We start from the raw sequence: 22,933 nt of genomic DNA on the forward strand, positions 1-22,933 counted from the left end.
GCCGCCCCAGCGCCGCCCGCCGGCCCGGACACCGCCGCCCCGGTCTTCACCCAGCCGCCCGCGCAGCTCGGCAGCTCCTCCCTCTCGTTCGCCGGCCTGCGCTCGCTCAGCGTCGTGACCGTCCCCCTCGCCGACGGCACCCGCATCCCGGTGCTGAAGCTCGCCGCCGACGAGATCACCATCGACGGCTTCAGTCTCACCGTCCGGAAGGCGACAGGACCGATCCTGGCGACCACCGCCGACCGGATGCGCCTCCGCGGAAACGTGCAGGTCTACCTCGACTCCGTGACCGCGACCGGGAAGGACGGAAAGTCGCTCACCCTCGGCGCCAGCACGCCTCCCCCGGCCGACGGCCTCCCCCCGCAGCTCCTGAAGGTGACCCTCGGACTCGTCGGCGTCACCGCCGACCAGATCACGTTCACCAACCCGCACCAGCACCTGACGGAGTAGGGCGGGCGCCCGGCGCGGGGCGCCGGTGTCCGAGACGCGTGGTGCCCGAGACGCATGGTGTCCCAGACGCCCTATTCGCCGTCGCGTACCGCCCGCCGCCGCTCCGCGAGCCGCCGTGCCCGGCGCTCGCGCCAGGTCAGCGCCTCGGTCTCGGCCTCCTGCCGCTCCCGCTCCTGCTGCGCGGCCCGGAGGCGCGCGGCGCGTCGGTCCCGCCAGCGCGCGACCTCCGCATCCACGTCCCTGGTCGGCGTGACGACCGGTGGGCCGCCCTGCAGTTGCCGCCGCGCCTCGACGACGCGCTTGTTGAAGTCGCCGAGGATCTCGCGCACGCGTGCCTCCGACCCCGTCGCATCCAGTTTCGCGTCCAGCTGCTCGTTCTCGGTGCGCAGGGTGAGTGCTGGCGGGCCGAGGCCGGTGAGGCGTTCGCGTTCGATCTTGCGCCGGATCCACCAGTCGGGATCGTGCGTGCCGGTGAGGTTCTCGAGCGGCTTGCCGGCGCCGGGGAGGTTGTCGAACTCGCCGCGCCGGATGGCCTGCTGGATGGCGTTCTCCACGACGTGCGCACGCTGATCCATCGTCGGCGCCCCGGTGTTGCTCGGCTCCTTCTCCTCCCGCGGCTCCTCCCCCGCCTGCCGCCGCTCCTCGTCGACGAGACGGTCGACCAGGTAGCGTGCGGCCTCGACCCGGGAGTCCCCGTGCTCCTGACCTTTCGCCATGCTTCCAGCGTACGACGACCCGCGCACGCGGGCGATGGATGCCGGGGGGGCGGTGGATGCGCGCGGCCCGAGGATGCGCGGACCGATGGAAGGGCGCGGCCCGTGGGTGCGAGGCCGATGGATGCACGCCACCGCGAACGCCACGCCCCGCCACGCCCCGGCTCACATCCCGCTCGCGGCCACCAGCTCACTCGACTCCGCGCGCGGCACCGCCACCCAGCGCTCCGCCTCCCCCGTCACCACGCGAACGAACGTATAGCGCCCACCATCGACCCGCTCGACCACAGCGCCGCCCATCTCCCCCACCTCCCCCACATACATCTCCTCGAACAACCGCACGATCTCCGCGCTCGTGATCTCCACCCCGGTGGCGTCCACCCGCCGCTGCACCACGCCCGTGAACTCCACCTGCACAGCACGCGGCAGCTCGATCCCGTGGTCGGCGCTCAGCACATACGCGATCCCGCCCTTGCCGGACTGCGAGTTCACCCGCACCACCGCTTCGTAGTCGCGGCCCACATCCACCGGGTCGATGTGCAGGTATGGCACGTTCCACGCGTGCTCCGACGCATCCCGCACCGTCTCCCGCTCCGCTGCGCGGGCCGCGAAGCCCTTCTTGATCGCATCCTGGTGGGTGCCGGAGAACGCCGTGTACGCATACTCGCCGACGTACGGATGACGGGGATGCACCGGGATGCGCGTGCACTCCTCGACCACGGCCTTCACCGCATCGATGTCCGAGAAGTCGATGCCCGGGTCGACCCCCTGCGAGTACAGGTTGAGCGCCAGCGTCGCGATGTCCACGTTGCCGGTTCGCTCGCCGTTGCCGAACACGCACCCTTCGACGCGTTGCGCCCCGGCGAGCATGGCCAGTTCGGCGGCCGCCACGCCCGTTCCCCTGTCGTTGTGCGGGTGAATGGACAGGATGACACCCGAGCGCCGCTCGAGGTTGCGGTCGGCGTACTCGATCTGATCGGCGTAGAGGTTGGGCGTGCCGATCTCCATCGTGGCCGGCAGGTTGATCGTGACGGGACGTTCCGGCGACGCGTCCCAGAACGCGGTGAGGCCGTTGCACAGGTCGAGGACGAAGTCGGACTCGGTGAGGTTGAAGACCTCCGGCGAGAACTGGAACCGGGTGGACGTCCCGCACAGGCTGTCTGCACCGCGCTGCATCTCCTCCGCCGCGGCCAGCACGGTCCGGGTGAGCTCCTGTCTGCCCCGGCCGATCACGACCTCCCGCCAGAGCGGCGCCGTCGCGATGTACACGTGCACGACGACCTTCCGCAGTCCGCGCACCGACTCGATGGTGCGCCGGATGAGGTCGCTCCGTGCCGCGGTGAACACCACCACGGTGACGTCGTCCGGCACGGCATCACCGGTGGCGAGTTCGCGCACGAAACCGTAGTCGGTGGCGCTGGCCGACGGATAGCCGACCTCGATCTCCTTGTACCCCATGCGCACGTACAGGTCGAACATGCGGCGCTTCCTGGCCGCATCCATCGGGTCGGCGAGCGCTTGGTTGCCGTCACGCAGGTCGACCGGAACCCAGAGCGGCGCCTCAGTGAGCCGTGCGTCCGGCCAACGGCGGTCGGCGAGTTCCGGCAACGCCACGCGGTCGTGCGGCGAACGGTATTTGCGGTACGGCATCCCGCTGGGGGTCTGCAGGTTCCAGGTCGGGTTGGTCGTGCTGGTCGTTCTGGCATTCATGTTCTGCTGTCCTTCGAGAAGTGTCCTGCGACCGTCGCGATACCCCCACGACGGCGCTCGGTCTCGGCTAACGCGCGTCGTGGCGACGAAGGAGGAGGAGCAGCGTGAGACGGAACATGATCTGGCCAGCATAGAATTAATCAGGTCATCAGACAAGTGGAGGCAGTCATGGCTGATCGAACGCTCGACCGCGCATCTCTTCCCCTCCGGGTCGCGGACGATCTGGCAGCACGACTCGCGGACGGCGAGTGGGCGGTCGATGAGCGCCTGCCGTCGGAGAAGTCGCTCGCCGAGTCGTACGGCGTCGGCCGCTCGACGGTCCGGGAGGCGATCCGCACGCTCGCGGCGCGCGGCCTGGTGGCGCCGCGGCAGGGTGACGGCGTCTACGTCCTCGCGCTCGTCGCCGAATCCGAGGTGCAGCGCCTCCTCAGCCGCGCCGAGCTGGCCGACGTCTTCGAGGCGAGGGTCGCGCTCGAGGCGGAGGCCGCGCGCCTGGCCGCCCTCCGCATCGCGCCGGCCGCCGTGGATGCGCTGCGCACCGCCGAACGGCGTCGCACCGCAGCCCACTCCGCCGGCCCTGACGCGTTCGCCACGGCCGACGTCGAGCTGCACCGGGCGATCGTGGACGCCTCGGGGAACCCGGTCATCGTGGCGCTGTTCGAACAGTTCGCGCCGGTGCTCGACCGGGCCGCCCGCGAACTCGCGACCTTCGAGACGGGCGACGACAGCCCGATCGGCGCCGACCTCGACGAGCACGCGGCCATCGTGGATGCGATCTGCCGGGGCGACGCGGACGCCGCCGCCGCGGCGAGCAGGCGGCTCGGCGACCACCTGGTGCGCGCGCTGCGCTGACGCCGCGGGGTGCGAGGGCGGCGCGAGGACGGCGCGAGGACCACCGGAGCGCAGACCCCCCCCGCTCACCGCGCCAGCGTCAGACCCCGGCGCCGATCGCGTCCAGCTGCTCCAGCGCATCCACCGGCAGCTGCAGTCCAGCACCCGCGACGTTCTCCCGCAGGTGCGCCACCGACGACGTGCCCGGGATCAGCAGGATGTTCGGCGAGCGCTGCAGCAGCCACGCCAGCGCCACGGACATCGGCGTCGCGTCGAGCCGTGCTGCGACGTCGTCGAGCGCGTCGGACTGCAGCGGCGTGAAGCCGCCGAGCGGGAAGAACGGCACGTACGCGATGCCCTGCCTGGCCGTCTCCTCGATGAGCGCGTCGTCGTCGCGCCTGGCGATGTTGTAGAAGTTCTGGATCTCCACCACCCGCACCATCGTCTGCGCTTCCGCGAGCTGCTCGGAGCTGACCGTGCTGAGTCCGATGTGCCGGATGAGCCCCTGCTGCTGCAGTTCCGCCAGCGCTTCGACCTGAGGTGCGATGCTGCCGGGCTCCGGGGATTCGAGGCCGCCCATCCGCAGGTTGACCACATCCAGCGCATCCAGCCCGAGGGTGCGGAGGTTGTCGTGCACCTGCGTGCGCAGCTCGTCGGGGGTGCGGGCGGGCGGCCAGCCGCCCTGGGCGTCGCGCCGGGCGCCGACCTTCGTGACGATGTGCAGGTCGTCACGGTACGGCGAGAGCGCCTCCCTGATGATCTCGTTGGTGACGTGCGGTCCGTAGTACTCGGAGGTGTCGATGTGCCGGATGCCGAGCTCGACCGCCTCGCGGAGCACCGCGATCGCCTCTGCACGGTCGGCGGGCGGGCCGAAGACGCCGGGTCCTGCGAGCTGCATCGCGCCGTAGCCGACGCGGGTGAATTCGAGATCGCCGACGGTGTAGAGGCCGCCGGGGAGGGTCGAAGAGGACATGGTTCCTTTCCGCCGCGGGGCGCGCTGCCGGGCGACAGTCCTACGATGCTCCTCCTGCGCGCGCTGAGGCAGTATCCCCGTCATCCTGGGTCCAGCGGGACCAGGATGCGGTGGCGCGCATCCATCGTCGGTGCTATATTCACCCACATGGGTGAATATCAAGCAGCAACGCTCGACCGGGTGTTCGGGGCGATCTCCGACCCCACCCGGCGCGCGATCCTGAACAGGCTCGCCGCCGGAGACGAACGCGTCACGGAGGTCGCGAGCAACTTCCCGATCTCCCTCAACTCTGTCTCCAAGCACGTCCGCGTGCTCGAACAGGCCGGACTCGTGACCCGCACCATCCAGGGCCGCAACCACGTCCTCTCCCTCAACGCGGACCCGATGGCCGAAGCGGCCGAGTGGATCGACCACTACCGCGCGTTCTGGACAGACCGCCTGGCCGCGCTCGACCGCTTCGTGACCGGGGCAGGTGGGGCCACGGGGGCCACCGGCGCCACCCCCGCCGATGCCACCGACGTCACCGCCACCCCGACCCCCGAGGAGCACTCATGACCGACCAGCTCGTCGTCTCCCGCCTGATCGCCGCAGCTGCGGAACCGCTCTTCGACGCCTGGCTCGACCCCGAAGCCCTGGCCGTCTGGATGCGCCCGGGCACCGCCACCCACACCGACGTCACCGCAGACCCCCGCGTCGGCGGCGAGTTCCGCATCGTCATGCACAACCTGGATGCGCCCATCGTCCACCGCGGAACGTACCGGACCATCGACCGCCCCCGCCGCCTCGCCTTCACCTGGCGTTCGCCGGTCACGGAGGACGAGGAGACGCTGGTCACCGTCGATTTCGAGCCCCGCGCATCCGGAACGGAGGTCATCGTCACCCACGAACGCCTCCCCCACCAGGCGGCAGTGGATGCGCACACCGACGGCTGGACCGACTGCCTCACCGGCCTCGACGCATACGCAACACACCAATCACCGACGCACCACTCACCGAAAGGAAACTGACATGGTCGACATCCTGCACCAGGTCGGCGTCGAGAACGCCACCCCCGACGACGCGTACCGCGCCCTCACCACCATCGACGGACTCTCCGGCTGGTGGACGGAGAACACCTCGGGCGACCCGTCCGTCGACGGCGTCATCCACTTCCGCTTCGAGCCCGGCGACATCGACATGAAGGTGGTCGAGCTCTCCCCCGCCTCGCGCGTGCGCTGGGAGGTCGTCGACGGCCCGGCCGAATGGATCGGCACCCACGTCGACTTCTCCCTCGAACGCGACGGCGAATACACGCTCGTCCGCTTCATCCACGAGGGCTGGGCAGAGCCGGTGCCGTTCATGCACCACTGTTCAACGAAGTGGGGCGTGTTCATGCTGAGCCTGAAGTCGCTGCTCGAGACCGGGAAGGGGGCGCCGGCGCCGCGCGATCAGAAGATCGACGCGTGGAATTGAGTGGTTGACGGTATCCGCCGAACCTAGCCAGCCGATAGCACCAGTCGGCAACGCGTCGAGTCCGCGCCTGGGCGAGCACCGTCCGGGCGCGGACACGATGCGCACTTACTCGTCGCGCCGGTCTTCCTTCTTCGCCGCCACGACGAAAGCCACAACAGCAGCGCCGAAAAAGGCAAATGCGGCGATCCACGCACCGACCGCGATGGCCGGAGCCATCATGCTCGCAGCGATGGCAAGCGAGGCTGTCAGCATGAAGCCCGCACCGATCAGACGCGAAGCCCTACCCGTCACGTGCGGACGCCCATAAGGGTGGCAAGCGTTCGTAACAGCTTCATCATCTTCCGTTCGTCATTGAACGGCCGCATGGTTCACAACCGTCTCCACTCAAGCTAACACGCGTGTAATATATGAATATAGCATCTTAAGTTGTCGCCCCGCAGTCGCGTGGCGCATCTTCACGCGTCGCCTGCTTCGCCGCCTGACGAACCGCGCCGCGGCCGCATCCCGCATCCGGTGTCCGCGGTCCGTGCGACCATGCTCTCGACGCACGAGCGAGCGGAGGACCGGGATGCGGGGCGAGGCGACCGTGCTGCACGCCGACCTCGACGCCTTCTACGCCTCCGTCGAGCAACGGGATGCGCCCGAGTTGCGCGGCCGCCCGGTGATCGTCGGCGGCGGGGTGGTGCTCGCCGCCAGCTACGAGGCGAAGGCGCGCGGCGTGCGCACCGCGATGGGCGGCAGGCAGGCGCGCGAGTTGTGCCCGGATGCGGTGGTCGTCCCGCCCAGGATGGATGCGTACTCCGCCGCCAGCCGTGACGTCTTCGCCATCTTCCGCGACACGACCCCGCTCGTCGAGGGCCTGTCGATCGACGAGGCGTTCCTGGAGGTCGGCGGGCTGCGGCGCATCGCCGGCACGCCGGAGCAGATCGCGACGCGCCTGCGGGAGCGAGTGCGCGCGGAGGCCGGGCTCGCCATCTCGGTCGGCATCGCCCGCACCAAGTTCCTCGCCAAGGTCGCCAGTGCCGTCAGCAAACCCGACGGACTCCTCCTCGTCGAGCCCGACCGCGAGCAGGCCTTCCTCCTCCCCCTCCCCGTCGAACGTCTCTGGGGCGTCGGCGCCGTCACCGCCGAGAAGCTGCACCGCCTCGGCATCCGGACCGTCGGCCAGCTGGCCGAACTCGAGGGGGCGACCGCCGAGCGTCTCCTCGGCCGCGCCGCGGGCGCCCACCTGCACGCGCTCGCCCGCCTCCGCGACCCGCGCCCCGTCGACGCCACCCGGCGCCGCGGATCCATCGGCTCCCAGCGCGCCCTCGGCAGCCGCCCGCGCTCGCCCGAGGAGCTCGACACCATCCTGACCCAGATCGTCGACCGCCTCGCCCGCCGCCTCCGCGACGGCGACCGCACCTGCCGCACGGTCGTCCTCCGCCTCCGCTTCGGCGACTTCGCCAAAGCCACCCGGTCGCGTACGCTCGGCTTTCCCACCGACCGGACCTCCGTCCTGCTCGGGATCGCGCGCAGCCTCCTGGCGGCGGCTCAGCCCGAGATCACGCAGCGCGGCATCACCCTCATCGGCCTCTCTCTGTCCCAGCTGGGACGGTCGGACACCTTCCAGCCCGAACTCCCGATCGACTGGGACGACGGCGCCCGCCTCGACACCGTCCTCGACGCGGTCCGCGACCGCTTCGGGGCAGCATCCGTCGCCCGCGCAACCCAGCTCGGCCGCGACCCCGGATGGTCGACCCCGCTGCTGCCGGAGCACGAGTGAAGCGTGGGCTTACCGCCCCTGGCGCTTCTTGAACGGCTTCGGCTGCCCTTTGACCGCCGGCGCGCGCCCCTTGCCCTTCGAGGCTTTCGCTTTCCCGCCCGCCGGCGCCACCGGCTTCGCGGCCGCAGGAGGGGCCGCCGCGATCTCCTCCCGAGCGGTGGCCAGGAAGAGAACTCCGGCGCCGGTCAGCTTCGTCGGCGTCGCCCCGCGAACGAAGAGCGGAGACCCGACCTCGTCTTCCAGCTTCGCGATGGACGAGTAGAGCGACGGCAGCGGAATATCGAGCTTCCGTGCCGCGCGCGGAAAATGCAGCTCCTCGGCCACGGCGACGAACCGAACGAGCAGTGTGATGTTCATGGCTGGCCCTTCATCGGTCCTGGATGCGCGTTGCCCGCGATCCCGCCCGGGCGGTGTCGAGTTGTCATACCGGACTGAGCGGCGTGTGCTCGCCCGACGGCAGCTCGACCCGGATGCTGTCGCCCCCGCGCACGGTCCCTCCGGCGACGACGACCCCCATCACGCCGCCCTTCCGCTCGACCGAACCGTCTTCGGCCCGCCCGAGCACCTCGCGCAGCAGCCCCGGCTCGAAGCCGTTGATCTGCTGGCACGGGTTCCGCAGCCCGGTCACTCGCACGCACGCGTCGGCGCCGAGGTGCAGCAGCGTGTCCGTCGGCAGTCCGAGCAGGTCGATGCCGCGCGTCGTCACGTTCTCCCCCAGCTGCCCCGGTGCGACCTCGAACCCGGCGTCGGCGACTTCGTCGAACAGTTCGGCGTGCATCAGGTGCACCTGCCGCAGCTTCGGCTGCGACGGATCCCGGGCGACGCGGGAGCGGTGCTGCACCGTCGTCCCCGCGTGCGCATCGCCCTCCACGCCCCACCCTTCGATGAGGACGATCGCGTCGACCACCCGTTTGCCGAAGCGGTGCTCGCTGTCCGTGCTCACCGCGACGACGTGCGCCCGCGCATCCTGTGTCTCGGTCACGAGCTGACGCGGACCCTGCGTCCTTCGAACCCGACGATGTCGCCCACACGCAGCTGCCGTCCGCGGCGCCGGTCGACCTCACCGTTCACGGTCACGAACCCGTCGATGATGGCCTCCTTGACGTCCCCGCCGGAGTCCAGCAGCCCGGCGAATTTCAGGAACTGCCCCAGCCGAACGACGTCGCCGTCGATCGGAACATCGTCGATCGGTGCCGGTTTCGTCATTCGAAAATGCTAACCCACCACATCCCGGAGCGGGCACCGGCGGTAGTTTGGGTGCGGACCGGTATCCGGAGTCCGGCGACCGGCGTGCATCAAGGGAGAGCGCAGGATGAGACCACTTCGCTACGCCATCAACGTCACCCTCGACGGCTGCTGCCACCACGAGGCCGGCCTCCCACCCGACGAGGAGTCGATGCGCTTCTGGACCGCCGAGCTGCAGCGAGCAGACGCCCTCCTCTTCGGCCGGACCACCTACGAGATGATGGAGTCGGCCTGGCGCAAGCCCGCCTCTGGCGCCTGGCCCGACTGGATGGACGACTGGCAACTCCCCTTCGCGTCAACCATCGACGGCGCGCCAAAATACGTCGTGTCGAGCACGCTCACCGACGTCGACTGGAACGCCGAGCTCCTCCCCGGCGACCTCCGGGATGCGGTCACGCGGCTCAAGCAGCAGCCCGGCAACGGCCTCTTCGTCGGCGGCGTCACGCTCCCCCTTGAGCTGGCGAACCTGGGCCTGATCGACGAGTACGTCTTCGTCGTGCAGCCCCTCCTCGCCGGCCACGGCCCGACCTTGCTTTCCGGCCTGCACGATCACCTCCGCCTGGACCTCGTCGAGCGTCACGACTTCCGCTCCGGCGTCTCCGCGCTGCGCTACCGCCCCATCCCGTAGCGGCCCGGCGCCATCGGACAAGAGGATGATGGACCCATGCCCGCAGCTCACCGCCCCGGCCTCCGGGTCACCTCCGGCCTCACCATCCCGGACTCCGAGCTGTCCTGGCGCTTCTCCCGCTCCTCCGGCCCAGGCGGCCAAGGCGTGAACACCGCCGACTCCCGAGCAGAACTCGTCTGGGACGTCGCCCACTCCACCGCCCTCACCCCCATCCAGCGAGAGCGCCTCCTCGACCGCCTGGGCACCCGCCTCGTCGACGGAACCCTGACAATCGCGGCCTCCGAACACCGAGCCCAACTCCGCAACCGCGAAGCCGCCCTCTCCCGCGTCGCCGACCTCGTCGCCGACGCCCTCCGTCCGCCGGCCCCCGCCCGCCGACCCACGCGCCCAACCCACGGCGCCAAGCAGCGACGCCTGGACGCGAAGAAGCACCGCACCGACGTGAAGCGCCTGCGGCGGCCCCCGCAGGATTGATTTAGGAGCCACGCGGATTGGGCGGTCTTGAGACCTAGACGTACCTGCACGGTCCCCTGGAGGGACTCGAAAACTGCGACCACCCTTTAAGCGCCGTTCGCATGACGCCAAGAAGCGCGGAATTCCGCGCTCTTTGACCCCATGGAGATGACTGCGATCACATAGGAACTCACCCGATTGTGGGCAAATTGTGGGCAAATCTCGCCGTCCATGAAATCTAAAATCTAAACTTTTCCCAATGAGCCATACCGCATCACCGTTTCGATGGTACGTCCGCCGCGCGATCCCCGCGCCCAAATCGGGGTGCATCTTGACTTGTTGGACCAGCTGAACCAAAGTTCAATCGCGGCTCTCCGAAGTGCACATCCCTCACACGCGCGCTGTTAGCTTGGGTATTAGTTCTAAAACTTCCTTTGGCTGCTGCAGCTCAAAAGCCGCGTGGATTCCGCCGGTGCAGGAGATAACCGCGCCGCGAACACAACTCCTGCCAGGCTTCTTCGTCTACTGATCGATAGTTCCGTCCGCGCACCTGACAAAGGAGCTTCCACGCGTCCCGGTTTACGAGGTTTGACTCGTCGATCGACCGCTCATTGATACCGCGGACAATCTCGCGCTCTGACGCCTTCATTGCGTCAACCATGAAACTCCTTCTTCGAATCCGCACCTTGATCGCAACGCTTCGTCCGCGTGCTGTGCGGCGCGACGGAGAACGACCTGCCTTTAGCCGCACACACCAACCCAAAGACCGTCACGTGCACGAGTCATGCCGACGTACAGCTCGCGACGGTGAATCGTGAGGGCTTCATCATCCTGGTCAGCGCCTTCGAGTAGCGATGCTGGCACGCGAGGAAGGATTACGTGTTTGAACTCGAGTCCCTTCGCACGCTTAATGGTTCCGACCTTGACCGCATCCACAGGAAGCCCGGCGTAGTCGGTGAGCTCTAGGACAGGAATTCCCGCGGAACTGAGCGCTTGGACCGCGTCCCGAACCCCTTGATTCGTCAAGCACAGGACTCCGATGTCACCTGGTGCGCACGGCAGAGTCGCAAAGTACTGAATGAACTCCTTGTCGTGTGCCGCCCTGCTCGAAAATCTCTGAGAGACCGGGACCGGACCCGACCTTGGTATGTCGCTCATCGCGTCCCTGCTATGGACGTCGCCCTCGATGTCCGCGAACTCGTCGCCATCGACCACTGTGGAGGCGAACTCGACGATCTCGCGCGTGTTCCGGTAGTTGGTGGACATCACGACACCGCGCCCCGCAATCGACACTCCCGCCTCCGTGAGAGAGAAGCCGCCCGGATAAATCGTCTGCTGCCCATCGCCGATCAGAGTGAGCCCATCAGCCTTGTCCCCGACCAGCAAATGAAGCATTCGCACCATGGCGCACGTGAGATCCTGGGCCTCGTCAATGATGACCCCGGCGTAGCCTTCGATCGGCATAGCTCGAAGGGATGCATCGGCCCGGAGGATCACATCGTCGAAATCATGGACTTTGCGACGCTCAAGCTCTTCTTGATAGGCCAGAAACAGCTTCCAAACCTCGCGACGCTGATCGATACCCAGTGGGCGACGCCGACCAGTCCGAGTGAGGTCCGCGTACTGGTCGAACCGCGTCAGCCCCCGACCCTTGATCACATAGCTGATCTCGTCCCGCCAATACTGGGGGTTGGCGTCGATTGCAGCGAGCGGACCGCCGGCCGCGGAGCGAAGCCACGCTGATCCGAAGGCCAGATCAAGCTCTGACTTCTTTACGTTCATCTTCAGACCACGCTGTTGAAGCAAGCGCAAAGCGAATGCGTGAACGCCGACGAACTCCACAAGTTCGGTTACATCGGGGGCGAGCCGGCTCAGTAGATTGCCGAGTACGTCGGGAAGTGTCCTTACGAAGGAGGTCACCAGGATCTTGCTTCGCTGCGAACGGGCTAGATACGCCGCACGGTGGAGGCCGACAACGGTTTTGCCCGTGCCGGCAGCTCCGCGGATTCGCGCCGGCCCGTTGAACCCGCGCCTGACCAGTTTCGCTTGACTTGGATGCAGGAAAGCCATCCACTCTTCGATGGGCGCAGCCAGGAGACCCGCGAGGAGGATATCTGTGACGTCGTCGACCTCGAGCAAGGGTTCTAGTGCGGCCTCCGCGAGCACAGGTTCCGAAATGGTCGTCTCGATTGGGACTGGTGCGGCGTTCAAGACGGGAAAGTGGTTGAGCGCTGCGCCGAGAACCGCGTTGATCTGGATGTCGGTAAGCCGACGACCGTGTGAGTTGATGTGTTTTGCTGCCTGCTTCTCGCCCACCACGACGACTCCACCCACTTCGGTTGGGGGCATGGGTTTACCGGCCAGCACAACGACAACGTGAACCTCGCCGGGCGCCAAACCCAAATCCGCCATGACAGCTTCGGTCCCGTAACCGACATCTGCTAGCCCGTCGAGATCATCCGTGACATCGGCTTGGCCGCGGAAGATTCGGCCTGCTGCGATCTCGACGCCGGCCCATGCCTTGGTGTCGACGATGAACAATCCCCCGGGACCCACAAGTACGTGATCGATCTGCGCGCGCGAGCGTGAACCCGGCCAGCCCCGGTCGTGTAGAAAGGAGTATCCCGCGGCCGATAGAGGCGCGAGGCTGCCTGCGACTTGTCGCTCGGTACGGTGTGCAATCATCCACCGTTCCGCGGCTTCCCTAGCCTCGGCCGCAAGTCGCTCATGCTCAGCAGCCATGGCTATCAGACGGCGGCTCTCCTCGCCCGCCGAGTAACCTGCGGAACTCACAGCGAAATCCCCCCGACTCGAACCAGTAGTCACCTAGAAGCCGAATCCAGCTTCGCCGCAACAGGTTCGAGCTCGAAACACCCAGTAAGAGGCACTCTTACGCGCGGCTGAGTCCCGATCGACGCAGTTCTTTCTGCAGCCATCGCGAAGCTCAAGCGAAGCGGCGAGGGCTACTCCACCAGTTGCTTGGCGCCGGCTGCACTGGACGGCGGAGCAAACGAGAGAGCGATCCGCTCGGACTCAGGGATGCTCATCCGCTCAGCCATAAGGGACGCCACGGCCTTGATGCTCTCGCCCGACCCCGTCCGCGCAGCGAAGCGCCACGTGAAGTTCTCCCGCTTAGTGATGAGGTCGACTCCCCCTCGGCTGCCAGAACTCTCGGTGTGGTGACGTACATAGCGGATGTCCGCGTTCGAGATCGACCGCCGAAGCACGCCCCGAGTGTGAAACTCGCTGCGGTTCGCGACCAGAACTCGCGCGTCCGTCACCGCAACGATGAGGTCCCCTTGCTCGTACCCGGTCGTGGCCGCTTCCAGGATGTCCTGGCGGCGGAGGGTCGCCTCGACAGCGGCGGCGACAGAATCCATCCTGCGCCCTACCTTGTTGCCGAATTGCTCGAGCGCGCCGTCCATCATTCCATGTGCGGTACAGATCGCGAGCAGTCGCTCGTCGCCAGAAAGATGCCAGCGCAGGATCCTGAGATCTTTGTCAAGCTGTTCGTCTTTGTCTACGAGGACGACGTCGGGGCGCACAACAGGAGCGGGTTCCAGGTGGATCGAGTCAGAGATTTGCTCCACGGCGGCGACCAGCTGTTGCGCCATCTTCGCGACCTCGCCGGCGCTTCGGCGCGCCCCTGTGAACGGGATCGTCCGTTTTCCCGGGAGCTCGGCGAGAATGGCCAACTCACGGTGAACCGATCCGAGAATCGTCGCCATCTCGTCAACGACCTTGTCGTGCTCGGCCCGGGCGCTGTCGACGATCGCTTCCAGGAGTCTGGCGTCGGCCGGATCGTTCCCAGCGTTCAGACGAGCACGGCCGGCGCGGATGGCTTGGTATTCGAACCATGATTTGTGAGCCACGACGAGACAGTGAAGATCGAGCAGGATCGCCTCACCGTTCTTTTCGATGTACTGGCGACGCTCCTGGTGCCCGTTCAGCTTCGACAGCTCGGCCGCGTGGGTCAGCGTGTTGCGTCGGAAGAGGTCTCGTTGTTTGCTGAGTTCAGCCTCGTAGCCGGCGATGTTCTCCCAGATCAAAGGAGTGACTTCACCGACCCTGGTCGCCTCTGCCAGCGCCTTCGACACAGCCTGCTCGAGACCGGTGAGCTCCGCCCACTGCCCATTGCGGACGGACTTGAGCACGGACTCGGTGAGTGCCATGTTCTGCCGAACCAGCGATGACACCTCGCTGAGCTGCAATTGGATCGCGATCATGGCGATCGCGGGCCCAACGCTTGCCAGGACGCCAGCCATTGTCGGTGCTGAGGCCGGCAACCAACGGACCGAGTTGGAGAAGTGGTTGCCGACACGCAATGTTCCGAGGTAGTAGCCACCACTCTTGATTGGCTCGGCACCAGCTTGGAGTGCCTTCAAGGTCTCGGGGGCGAGCCGCACAAGTCCCTGGGCCTGCGCTAGCGCGTTCGCAGCCTGTGCTCCCACGTTCAGGATCGAGCTGGACGCCGCGAAGGCGCTCACGATCGCACGTTGATCGGCGGAGGAGATCAGCTTGAAGGGAACGAGATCCAGACCGTCGGGAACGTCACCGAAGACGAGTGCCTGACCTGGTGCAATCTCGACCAACGCAGTACCCGGATTCACATCTACGCCGCCTGCGTCGGCAGAACCACTGTCTGCATGGTCGTCTTGGTGTTCAGCAGCGTCGCTCACTGTTCTCCTGTCCCGAGTGCTCGAGAACTGAGATTACCCGGCAGCACCGACGCGCCACGGGCTCAACGCGCGGGCGATCGTGGCGGGTGTAGGTCGATCGTGGGCACACGGGCGCCGTCGACGCCGCGCTTGTGCAGCAGCTCGACCATGTCCTCCTGTCGGGGTTGCCCGAGCGTCAAACGGTAGAGCGCCAGGTCGTCGCGAAGCCGCTCGTATCGCTCCTGGTCGCGGCTCAGTGGAAAGCGCGCGAGAATTCGCTCCACGCGTGCTGATCCCGGGTAAATCCACCAGGGCGCGAACTCGCCGTACTCCTCGACGGCGGCCGACGAGGAAGCAGCGCTGAAGGCGGCCGCCCATGGATCGTCGCTGTCATCTGCGAGAACATCGCCCCAGTGCGCATCCGCTACATTCCGACGGATGGCGTGACCCGCGAAGCGATTCACCCGCCCCTCACGTTGCTCGAAATCGACGGGGTTTCGTGGGAGGTTCCAATGCACGACGGCGTGGCACCACCAGTGGAAGTCGATGCCCTCCTGACCGACGCTCGTCGACACGAGGACGAAGGGAGCGAACGGACTGTTGAAGGCGGCGCGCACAGCGCCATCTCGAACATCCGCGTTGTCGCCGAAGCGCGCCCCGTACCTCAGTGCGAATCGCGCATGGAACGGGATCGGTGCGCGACTCTGTGTGGTGTCGTAGCCGAGGTAACGCGCGGGGCGAAGGCGTAGCACTTCGGAGGCGTGCCTTGCGATCTGAAGCAGCTGCGAGTCACCGATGTCGGCGCCGCCGAGGTCGCTTCGGAGCTGGAAGACGTACTCGTCGAGGACCGCCTGGAGGTTGCCATCCGCGCAGTAGGACAGTACCGACGACCAGTAGGGCTGGTCGGCACGGTCGCCATAGATTCCGACGATGGTGGCGACGCTCTCGATCCGGTCGAAGAGCCGACGCAGACCATCGGCGAGCGCAAACGCAGCCGCCCATATTCCCTCAGGAGTCGTATCCGCGCCTGCGATGCGCAGGAGGGCTCGATACGCGATGTTGCCCGGCGCGTGCACTGCGAGTCGGGCAAGGTCGGGATGTCCAGACTCCGCACGAGAGGCCTCGAACCTGTTCATCGCTTCCTCGACATGGCGCAGTACGCCCGAATCCGGGACATCGTTTGCGGCTTCTTCGCTCGTCTCGTCGCCAAGCGCGATGCGCACCAGGCTTCGCGCGTCACTGTTCTTCGGCAACAGTCCGTCGATCGAGAAGAAGGCGTCCCATGCGTTGTCCGCGACGCTGGCCGGGAAGCCCCGCTCGGCGTACTGCTCGGCGTCGGCTGCGGCCATTCGTTGCCCCGCCGTTCGTGCGGCGGCGAGAGGGTCACCCGCGCGCGCCAGCGACGGGTGGGGCCAGAAGAGCGCGAGGGTCGACAGGGCGCCAACTTCGCCCGCTTTGGTCCGATACGTGAAGCGATCGGCGACTCGGAGCCGCGCCTGCGGGGTGTTCTCGGTGAGGAATCCCCCGGACGCTTCCGCGATGGCTCGGTCCGCCTCGTATGAGAGCAGCGAAGCGACCGAGGTCGGCACTCCGGACCAGGCCGAGAACACGAGCCGTTTTGTGACATCGCCGATCGCGGCGTAGATCGGACCCGGCTGGAGGTACGGCATAGAGGGCGGCGTCCAGAGCATCCGCCACCAGCCGGAGTCCACGGTCTGGCCTTTCAGGGCTGCGAGGTATCCGTTGGCCGGTGCGACCGGCGCAAACTTCTCCACGTCGGTCGGATCCATCGACCGCATCGAGGCAAGTATGGCCTCGGCACGTCGCCCCTCAGGCAGACCGAACGTCTCGCGCGCCGTCACACCGGGCTTGTAACCCTCCATGAAGTTCGCGAAGTACGGGATGGACTTCCAATACTCGATATCGATCGGCGCGCCGATTTCCTCGCCGAAGGTACGCAGGTGGACGAAGTCGATGATGTCGGCGGGCTCGGGCACGTCGACAGGCAGCTCGCTGATCACGAAGCTGTGGCTGAGTTGCGGGCGCTCCGACCTCGTCATATACGGAAGCAAGGCATCCCGGACAGCTCCGGCCGCGGCGTGGGCATCCCCGCCCCGGATCAGTGCGTCGCGGTAGCCCTCGAGTGCACCATGAACGCGAGCGACCGGTTCGTCCTGCCAACCGGTGAGGAATCGGACTGTGTCGAGGAATTCCGTGTAGTGGTCGTCCTCGACGTCGTCGGCTCGTGTGAACGGCGAATACGGGGTTGCCGACAGGAGCAGCACGCGGGCGCTCTCGTGAGTGAACATCGCGTGGGCGAGTTCAGCGGCCTCACTCGTGCCGGGGTCGGCGAGCAGCTCGCGGAACCTCTGGAACTCGTCGAGAATGACCAGGTCCGGCTCGAGTGCGTTCACGCTCGCCTTCGCGAGAGCCTGGCGAAGGCTGCCGACGACGGACGCAATGCGATCCCCGTGCACGTCCGCGCCGGATGCCCGCTCCCTCACGAGTGCCCGTACGCGTCCGAGCACCGACGACGCGTCATCGTCGGCGCTCCCGCCGTCCTGGATGAACGACTCGAATGCGCCCTGGATGGCCGGGTCGACGTCGCCTCCCATCTGCCGGGCCAGGTCGTTCACCCCGTCTCGGAATCTATCGATTCCCTTGGTCGCCTTCATCAGATCGGTGAGCGCGTCCCAGTCCCTGTCCTCGGTCACGGCAAGGGGTCTGAGGAGAAGACAGAGGAGGGCTCGTTCCTCCCATCTGCCGGTGCGCCATCCGCCGCCGGTCATCCCGGACGTCGCCGGAGTGAACGAGATCAGATTGATCTTCTTACCGCCGCTTTCCGACGGAGCGGATAGCCGCGGCAGAACGGTCGCGAGAAGAGTCAGGCGTGTAGCGAGCGGGAGTTCGCGCTCACCAGTGACGTTGAGACGTTGAAGGTTCTGTTGCGCGAGGTCCTGATTGGAGCAGATGTAGACAATATCGATCCGCTTGACGCTCGGATCTACTTCGAGCTTTTCGATCGATCGCGCGATCGCGCCGCGCGCCACGATGCTCTTTCCCAAGCCTGTCTCGTCGGCGATCAGGAACCGACGAGAGGCGGGTTCGTCGCCATCGGGGTAGAACTGTGCGATGAGGTGGTCGACCGCGTCGCGTTGGAAGCCTTTGAGTCCGCGTAGAACGCCGGCAACGTCGAGGTCAGCCATGCTCGTTCTTCCTCGCCAAGGTCTGCTGCGCTGCCCAGATCGATGCCCACAGCGCTTCGAAACCTTCCGGAAGGACAGACGTGCCGTCCGGCTGCCTTCCGAGGTATTCGATGAGCCGTTGCACGTCGTCGAGACCGGTTCGGTCCGGGCCGACCGCGCGCACCAGCGCTTCGAACAGGCCCGCCGTATGCGCGCCTTCTGCGGCGATCGGCTGCCAGCTTCCTCCGGCTCCGCGACCGGGAAGCGCAAGGCCACCCAACTCCAGCAGGAGCATGAGGAAGCGCACGAACGCCGCGCGGTCGGTGAGATGCGCGGCGATCACCGCGTCTCGGCGATCGGCTGGGTCGTCGTGGAGCTCGGCGAGGACGACGGTTTGCTGAGCGAACCTCTCGCCCCGCGCGTCCCTTGCCGTCACGATGATGAACGGCGTGATGTCTGTGAGACTCAAATTGCCAACGATCGACGGCGCGCCCTGCTCGTTTGGCAGACCCGGAATGACGAGACCGGTGCGGGTGATCGGGTGCCACGACAGTTCCACATCCGGCGGAACCGCGACCTCCCCCTCTCGCCAGACGTGCAGTTCGTACGACACGCCTTGAACCACCCGCGCATGCAGTCGGATTCCCGCGACCCGTCTCAACACTGCGGAGAGGTCACGATCCGCCCGGTCGTCCTCGGTCTCCGCGACACCGCCGGTGTACTCGTACTCCTGAAGGAACTCGGTGAGGCCTTCGAGCGTCTTCTCCACCCCGAACGTGTTCACCTTTCCGACGGCCTCAACCATGACTTCGACGTTCTCGTGCAGCGCCGGACCGGTGGCATTGAGCGATCCCATGAAGACATGGGCCCCGTCCTGACGGTCGAATACGTACGTCTTGGCGTGGAGCCCGGTGAGAGGAGACCGACGATTCTTCCGGAGGTCGTCCTCCGACGCGAAGTCGGCTGCGTCGTCGAGGACATAGGCCTGGCGCAGTTTCCTGTCGAAGGTCGTCGGCGAGAGGGAGTCGATGCTCGTCGGCCGAGACACCAGGTACGCATCGCCGTAGGCCCCCCTTTTGAGCTCGATCAGGCCGGCGTCAGTTAAGAACGGCGACATGAAGAGTCCCCGGACACCCCAGAACTCCGGGTGCGGGCGATCTCCCACACCCCAGACATGGAACTGGACATCGTGCATACCCGCGGGCGCCGTCCAGACCACATCGCGAATGCTCGACGCTAAGCGCTCGATGCGGGATCGCCGCGCGGGAGGCAACGGCCGAACCGCTAGGTCCGGCAGAGCACGGAGCAGGCGCGCGAGAGGTTCGTTGATCGTCCGTGCTGCGGCACGCTCCGGCGGCAGCGCCTTTGCTCCGTCGAGGGAGATCACGACATCCCAGCTCCGGTCCGCGGTGAGGTTGCGGCTGGCGCAGACGAATCGATAGGCGCGCTCCGTCCCGCGCTCGTACTCGAGGAACCACACCTTCGGGTGGAAGATCCCTCGCGCGACCTCGACGAGATGCACCATGGGCTCCAGAAACGACACCAGCGCACTAGGCGGGATCTCGATGCCGACCTGCCCCGCCTGCGCGAAAACGTCGACTTTGTCAGCGACACGGCGAACCGCGTCGAGGATCCCGATCGGGTCGTCGTCCGCGGTGACCCGGTGCGCCGCGAACGAAAGGGGAACCGTCAGCGCGGTGTCGAGATCGAGGGTGAAGGTCGTCGCGACGGCGTGGGACAGCGCGAAGCCCGTCGGAGGGCGCAGCATGTCCGTCAGCGCTGCGCGCGCCTGCGGCTCAAGCATCGCGGCCCAAACCCGCGTGGATGTCGAGGGCGAGTGCGCGCACCGTCTCCCAGCGGAACGTGAGGGCTCCGGCACCGGCTGCGCCGGACCACGCACTGAGTCGCTTCGGGTTGCCCAGCCGCGCCAGCGCCCCCTTCTGGCGGCGCTCCCGCTCGCGGACGAGACCCTTCGCGACACTGTCATTCGCGATCGTTCGCGGGTCGGCGCGTTTGACGTGTTCGACCCAATCGGAGATGAAGCGCTGCGAACCGGGCGCGATCGTCGCCTTCGCGGTGCCGTGCACCCAGTGCCAGAGCTCCCCGATGTCCCACCGATCAATCCGCGTCCGCTCGACCCGGTCGGCCCACTCGGCCAGTTCGCCTCGATAGTGGTCTACTGCCGCGGGATGCCTGCGTCGGTCCTCCGGGACGATGCATTCGTACTCTTCGGCCAGCAGAAGGTTGTAGAGCAGTGCAGCCCCGTGCATCGCTGTCGAGAAGGCCTCCGCGTTGCGCAGCAATGTCGCCGCGTCTCCCTCGATCCCGAGCACGGCAGGATCAGCCCATGGGCTCCTGCTGTCCTTCAGCGGCGCATGGTCCATGAGGTGCGACATGACCGTGTCGGGTGCGTGCTCCAGCACGCGTTCCCGCAGCCAACTGGCCTCCTCCCGCGAGAGGGCGAACACGTCATCTATCTGGTGCGGGAACTCGGGCGGAATCTGCGGAAGGGTGGGAGCCCATCCCGAGCTCCGTTTGCGAACACTTTCATCGTCGCCGTCCTCGACGCGTGCCACCGAGTCGAACACGCCGGATTTTGCGGTGCTCTCCTCGCGGACAATGCCGTATCGGCGCAACGTTCCCCAGTAGATCGTCGACGGCAGCGTCTGAAGGGCTTGACCGGCGCGCGCACCGAGCAGACCGGTGAGATCTTCACTACCCGATGCGCGAAGAGTGGAGATCAGCTGCCGCTCGTTCTTCTCCGCCAGCGCTATAGGATCGGCTGCGCCTTCGGCAAGCTGGAAACACCACGGGACGAACAGCAGATACCGCGCACGAGTTAGAAGCACGGTCGTCCCGGGAAACAACCCGTCCGAAATCGCGTCACGCACTTGCCCGAGTCCAAGCTCATCACGACTATCGCGATCGGTGAATAGCTTGATGATGTCCCGCATACGCGCCTGATCGTCGGTGTCGGCATCGAGCCAGGCGAGGAGTGAGGTCACTCTCCAACGCTAGCGCGAGAGAATCTATTGGTTCCCCTTTGCTGGCGCGTTGGTCCAGAGGGAAATCAGCGCGGTCGAGGCCACGCGAGCGACCACCCTTTAGCCACCGTCGCCCGGGATGTTAGAGCTCCGGAGTCCCGCCCCTAGAGCAACCTCCACGACTCGGAGCGCATGTGGCTAGGTCCAGGGCCCAAGAAGCTGATCGATGTCGAATCAGGTGGCCCGAATATCCGCCGCCGGTATCGGGGTGTTCTGGTGGGCCAGCCAAGCCGCCCAGGCGTCCCGCATAGCATCCTGATGCGGGAGCGCAGGCAGGTGAGTCAGATCGCTCATTGTGATGCCGAGAACTTCCGCGCTGTAAGCCCTGTGGATGTTTACGCTAAGGTTTCTTGGATCTACGGCCCACAGGAATGCGTCGAACATTCGGTGGTGGTTTCTGCACAATGGGAGACCGTTGCGAGGGTCATCGCTTCCCATTTTCGACTTCGGGCGCAAGTGGGCGGCCTCGAGAGCCTCGCTGACTGTCAGGCCACATACAGCGCACGCGGGTCCGTACCGGCGCATCACATCGAAAGAGAAGCGAGCCTGGTGCGGCCAGGACCATCGCTCTGTCGCGGCCATTTCTACCAAGTCGAAAGCTGATCCGTCCTCGATTGGAGGCGCAGGTGGCAATTCCGAGTCCCCGATGAAGGTGATGAGAGCGGTGCCGCTTCTTGGATCGATGTCCTCGACAAAGGAACGTAAAACATGTCTGTGTTTGTAGGACCCTGAAGCTACGGCGATGACAAACACGGGAAGTCCTAGAGCGAAGGCAGCCTCCGTTGCCTCGATTTCGGCTCGGTCGCGGCCCGGGCGCTTCGTCTTCGGAAAGTGGTAAACGACCCCACCATCCGACAGCTCATTGTCGTAGCGCTCCCCGAGGTGCAGGAAACTCAGCGCGACGCCAGCTGGGGAGTATTCGCTTCGGGTGCGCTCAACGTCAACGTATATACCTCGCGCGCCCGCGTAGATCCCGATCGAGCGCAGCAAACTCGGCTGCACGAGCGAGGCCGATGAGCGGCCGACCAGAGAAGCCCAAAGCGCTTCCCGGCGAGCAAGCTCCTTATATCGCCAGGTCGCCTTCGACGTGTCAATCGATAACAGCGACTGGCGCCCACGGCTAGTTAACTCCCATACCCCGTCATTTCTGGCTTCCAACAAGCCTTGCTCAACGAGCCGCATTCGCTCGAAGCTCGTGCGATTGCGCCATTTTGACTCGAATTGTCGCGTATCTTGCGGACTTCGATCGTCAGCTGTCCACTCGTCGCGGTAGGCGTCCTCCATTGCACTGAGAAGATCGGCTCGTCGGGCGGAACCTCCTAACTGCTCGAGAAGGGTGAGAAGCCTGAATCGAAGTACGGAGTGGGGGGTTAGAGCCATGACACCAGTTTGCTGTGGCATCGATTGTCGTGCAGGCCGCCAGCCGGCGATCCTTATGGCACCGGCGCCTTGTTCGCATGCGGGCCACTACACCGACTCCCTCTAAGGACAGTTCCGGGACCTTAGTATTTGCTCTCGTCGAGGGAGTCCGGCGGCCATGAAGCACGAACGTCGCGTCGTCGACGAGCGCATCGCGACGGCGACCGAGTGTTGGACCAGTGGGGTGCCCGTTCATGCTTTGAAGCGGTCGTGGTCAATGTGGCCCTCGATCCGCTCCATGGTTAACCCGCCGCCAGCTCGTCCTGAGCCCGAGTGCTGAAGCCCCTTCCCCTGTACGGCCACTCCCGAGTCCCGAGACCGCCGCGCCAGTCGTCTGCGCCGAACCTCAAAGCAGGCAAGGAACGGAGCCGAGTTCGGCATTTCCCTCTCGCCGCCCGGCCGATGTC

Annotated in this window: 21 protein-coding genes and 1 pseudogene; 8 read left to right on the forward strand and 14 right to left on the reverse strand. The window is 66.5% G+C overall.

What is annotated here, in order from left to right; all coding sequences use genetic code 11:
- Positions 1-450 (forward strand): annotated as a pseudogene (locus tag B7438_RS16090) (hypothetical protein); the annotation flags it as partial.
- Positions 451-521: 71 nt separating this feature from the next.
- On the opposite strand, the gene B7438_RS16095 reads toward B7438_RS16090, so the two are convergent.
- Together B7438_RS16095 and B7438_RS16100 are read right to left on the reverse strand one after the other, a co-directional pair.
- The gene (locus tag B7438_RS16095; protein WP_085370702.1) at positions 522-1,166 is read right to left on the reverse strand and encodes a DUF1992 domain-containing protein; all 645 of its coding nucleotides are present in this window, start codon (positions 1,164-1,166) and stop codon (positions 522-524) included.
- Positions 1,167-1,328: 162 nt separating this feature from the next.
- A complete protein-coding gene (locus B7438_RS16100; RefSeq protein ID WP_085370703.1) occupies positions 1,329-2,873 on the reverse strand; it encodes a 2-isopropylmalate synthase in 1,545 nt (514 codons plus the stop codon).
- Positions 2,874-3,041: 168 nt separating this feature from the next.
- On the opposite strand from B7438_RS16100, the gene B7438_RS16105 reads away from it, so the two are divergent.
- Positions 3,042-3,725 (forward strand): FadR/GntR family transcriptional regulator, encoded by a 684-nt coding sequence (locus tag B7438_RS16105; RefSeq protein ID WP_085370704.1) that lies wholly within the window; start codon positions 3,042-3,044, stop codon positions 3,723-3,725.
- A gap of 79 nt (positions 3,726-3,804) precedes the next feature.
- Here the strand turns inward: B7438_RS16105 and B7438_RS16110 are convergent, their stop codons facing one another.
- Positions 3,805-4,677 carry an aldo/keto reductase family oxidoreductase gene (locus B7438_RS16110; protein ID WP_085370705.1) on the reverse strand — a complete coding sequence of 291 codons (873 nt, stop codon included), beginning with the start codon at positions 4,675-4,677 and terminating at the stop codon, positions 3,805-3,807.
- Positions 4,678-4,824: 147 nt separating this feature from the next.
- Here B7438_RS16110 and B7438_RS16115 point away from each other — a divergent pair, with 147 nt between their 5' ends.
- From B7438_RS16115 to B7438_RS16125, 3 genes are read left to right on the forward strand one after another with little or no spacing between them, the layout of a single operon-like run.
- Entirely contained in the window at positions 4,825-5,232 is a 408-nt protein-coding gene (locus tag B7438_RS16115) for a helix-turn-helix transcriptional regulator (RefSeq protein ID WP_085370706.1), read from the forward strand.
- Positions 5,229-5,684: an SRPBCC domain-containing protein gene (locus B7438_RS16120; protein ID WP_085370707.1), complete on the forward strand. Its 456-nt coding sequence runs from the start codon at positions 5,229-5,231 to the stop codon at positions 5,682-5,684. Before B7438_RS16115 ends, B7438_RS16120 begins: the two co-directional genes overlap by 4 nt.
- A 1-nt stretch (position 5,685) precedes the next feature.
- Positions 5,686-6,129, forward strand: coding sequence for an SRPBCC domain-containing protein (locus B7438_RS16125; RefSeq protein WP_085370708.1), 444 nt, complete (start codon positions 5,686-5,688; stop codon positions 6,127-6,129).
- A 105-nt stretch (positions 6,130-6,234) separates the two neighbouring features.
- Here the strand turns inward: B7438_RS16125 and B7438_RS20630 are convergent, their stop codons facing one another.
- Complete coding sequence (locus B7438_RS20630; protein WP_179150852.1) at positions 6,235-6,381, reverse strand: hypothetical protein; 147 nt, start codon at positions 6,379-6,381, stop codon at positions 6,235-6,237.
- Positions 6,382-6,697: 316 nt separating this feature from the next.
- On the opposite strand from B7438_RS20630, the gene dinB reads away from it, so the two are divergent.
- A complete protein-coding gene (gene dinB, locus B7438_RS16135; RefSeq protein WP_085370710.1) occupies positions 6,698-7,894 on the forward strand; it encodes a DNA polymerase IV in 1,197 nt (398 codons plus the stop codon).
- A gap of 9 nt (positions 7,895-7,903) precedes the next feature.
- Here the strand turns inward: dinB and B7438_RS16140 are convergent, their stop codons facing one another.
- The 3 genes from B7438_RS16140 to B7438_RS16150 form a co-directional block, all read right to left on the reverse strand.
- Entirely contained in the window at positions 7,904-8,251 is a 348-nt protein-coding gene (locus B7438_RS16140) for a LysR family transcriptional regulator (RefSeq protein WP_085370711.1), read from the reverse strand.
- Positions 8,252-8,315: 64 nt separating this feature from the next.
- A complete protein-coding gene (locus tag B7438_RS16145) occupies positions 8,316-8,876 on the reverse strand; it encodes an MOSC domain-containing protein (protein ID WP_085370712.1) in 561 nt (186 codons plus the stop codon).
- Positions 8,873-9,100, reverse strand: a complete 228-nt coding sequence (locus tag B7438_RS16150; RefSeq protein WP_085370713.1) for an RNA-binding S4 domain-containing protein — start codon at positions 9,098-9,100, stop codon at positions 8,873-8,875. Before B7438_RS16150 ends, B7438_RS16145 begins: the two co-directional genes overlap by 4 nt.
- Before the next feature lie 106 nt (positions 9,101-9,206).
- Here B7438_RS16150 and B7438_RS16155 point away from each other — a divergent pair, with 106 nt between their 5' ends.
- Together B7438_RS16155 and arfB are read left to right on the forward strand one after the other, a co-directional pair.
- Positions 9,207-9,767: a dihydrofolate reductase family protein gene (locus tag B7438_RS16155; protein ID WP_085370714.1), complete on the forward strand. Its 561-nt coding sequence runs from the start codon at positions 9,207-9,209 to the stop codon at positions 9,765-9,767.
- A 36-nt stretch (positions 9,768-9,803) separates the two neighbouring features.
- On the forward strand, positions 9,804-10,241 hold the full coding sequence (arfB, locus tag B7438_RS16160) for an alternative ribosome rescue aminoacyl-tRNA hydrolase ArfB (RefSeq protein WP_085370715.1): 438 nt from the start codon (positions 9,804-9,806) through the stop codon (positions 10,239-10,241).
- Between the two features lie 427 nt (positions 10,242-10,668).
- Here the strand turns inward: arfB and B7438_RS20635 are convergent, their stop codons facing one another.
- The 7 genes from B7438_RS20635 to B7438_RS16190 form a co-directional block, all read right to left on the reverse strand.
- The gene (locus tag B7438_RS20635) at positions 10,669-10,881 is read right to left on the reverse strand and encodes a hypothetical protein (protein ID WP_179150853.1); all 213 of its coding nucleotides are present in this window, start codon (positions 10,879-10,881) and stop codon (positions 10,669-10,671) included.
- Between the two features lie 80 nt (positions 10,882-10,961).
- Positions 10,962-13,013, reverse strand: a complete 2,052-nt coding sequence (locus tag B7438_RS16165) for a nuclease-related domain-containing DEAD/DEAH box helicase (protein ID WP_256922080.1) — start codon at positions 13,011-13,013, stop codon at positions 10,962-10,964.
- A 170-nt stretch (positions 13,014-13,183) separates the two neighbouring features.
- The gene (locus tag B7438_RS16170) at positions 13,184-14,899 is read right to left on the reverse strand and encodes a hypothetical protein (RefSeq protein ID WP_143465996.1); all 1,716 of its coding nucleotides are present in this window, start codon (positions 14,897-14,899) and stop codon (positions 13,184-13,186) included.
- A gap of 62 nt (positions 14,900-14,961) precedes the next feature.
- Positions 14,962-18,084 carry a DEAD/DEAH box helicase gene (locus B7438_RS16175; RefSeq protein ID WP_085370718.1) on the reverse strand — a complete coding sequence of 1,041 codons (3,123 nt, stop codon included), beginning with the start codon at positions 18,082-18,084 and terminating at the stop codon, positions 14,962-14,964.
- Complete coding sequence (locus tag B7438_RS16180) at positions 18,077-19,867, reverse strand: phospholipase D family protein (protein WP_143465998.1); 1,791 nt, start codon at positions 19,865-19,867, stop codon at positions 18,077-18,079. Before B7438_RS16180 ends, B7438_RS16175 begins: the two co-directional genes overlap by 8 nt.
- Entirely contained in the window at positions 19,860-21,068 is a 1,209-nt protein-coding gene (locus B7438_RS16185) for a DUF6361 family protein (RefSeq protein WP_085370720.1), read from the reverse strand. The genes B7438_RS16180 and B7438_RS16185 overlap by 8 nt, the downstream gene beginning before the upstream one ends.
- A 213-nt stretch (positions 21,069-21,281) precedes the next feature.
- Complete coding sequence (locus tag B7438_RS16190) at positions 21,282-22,508, reverse strand: HNH endonuclease (protein ID WP_085370721.1); 1,227 nt, start codon at positions 22,506-22,508, stop codon at positions 21,282-21,284.
- Positions 22,509-22,933: the final 425 nt, after the last annotated feature.

The organism is Leifsonia sp. NCR5 (genome assembly GCF_002105485.1).
Taxonomy (GTDB): Bacteria; Actinomycetota; Actinomycetes; order Actinomycetales; family Microbacteriaceae; genus Leifsonia.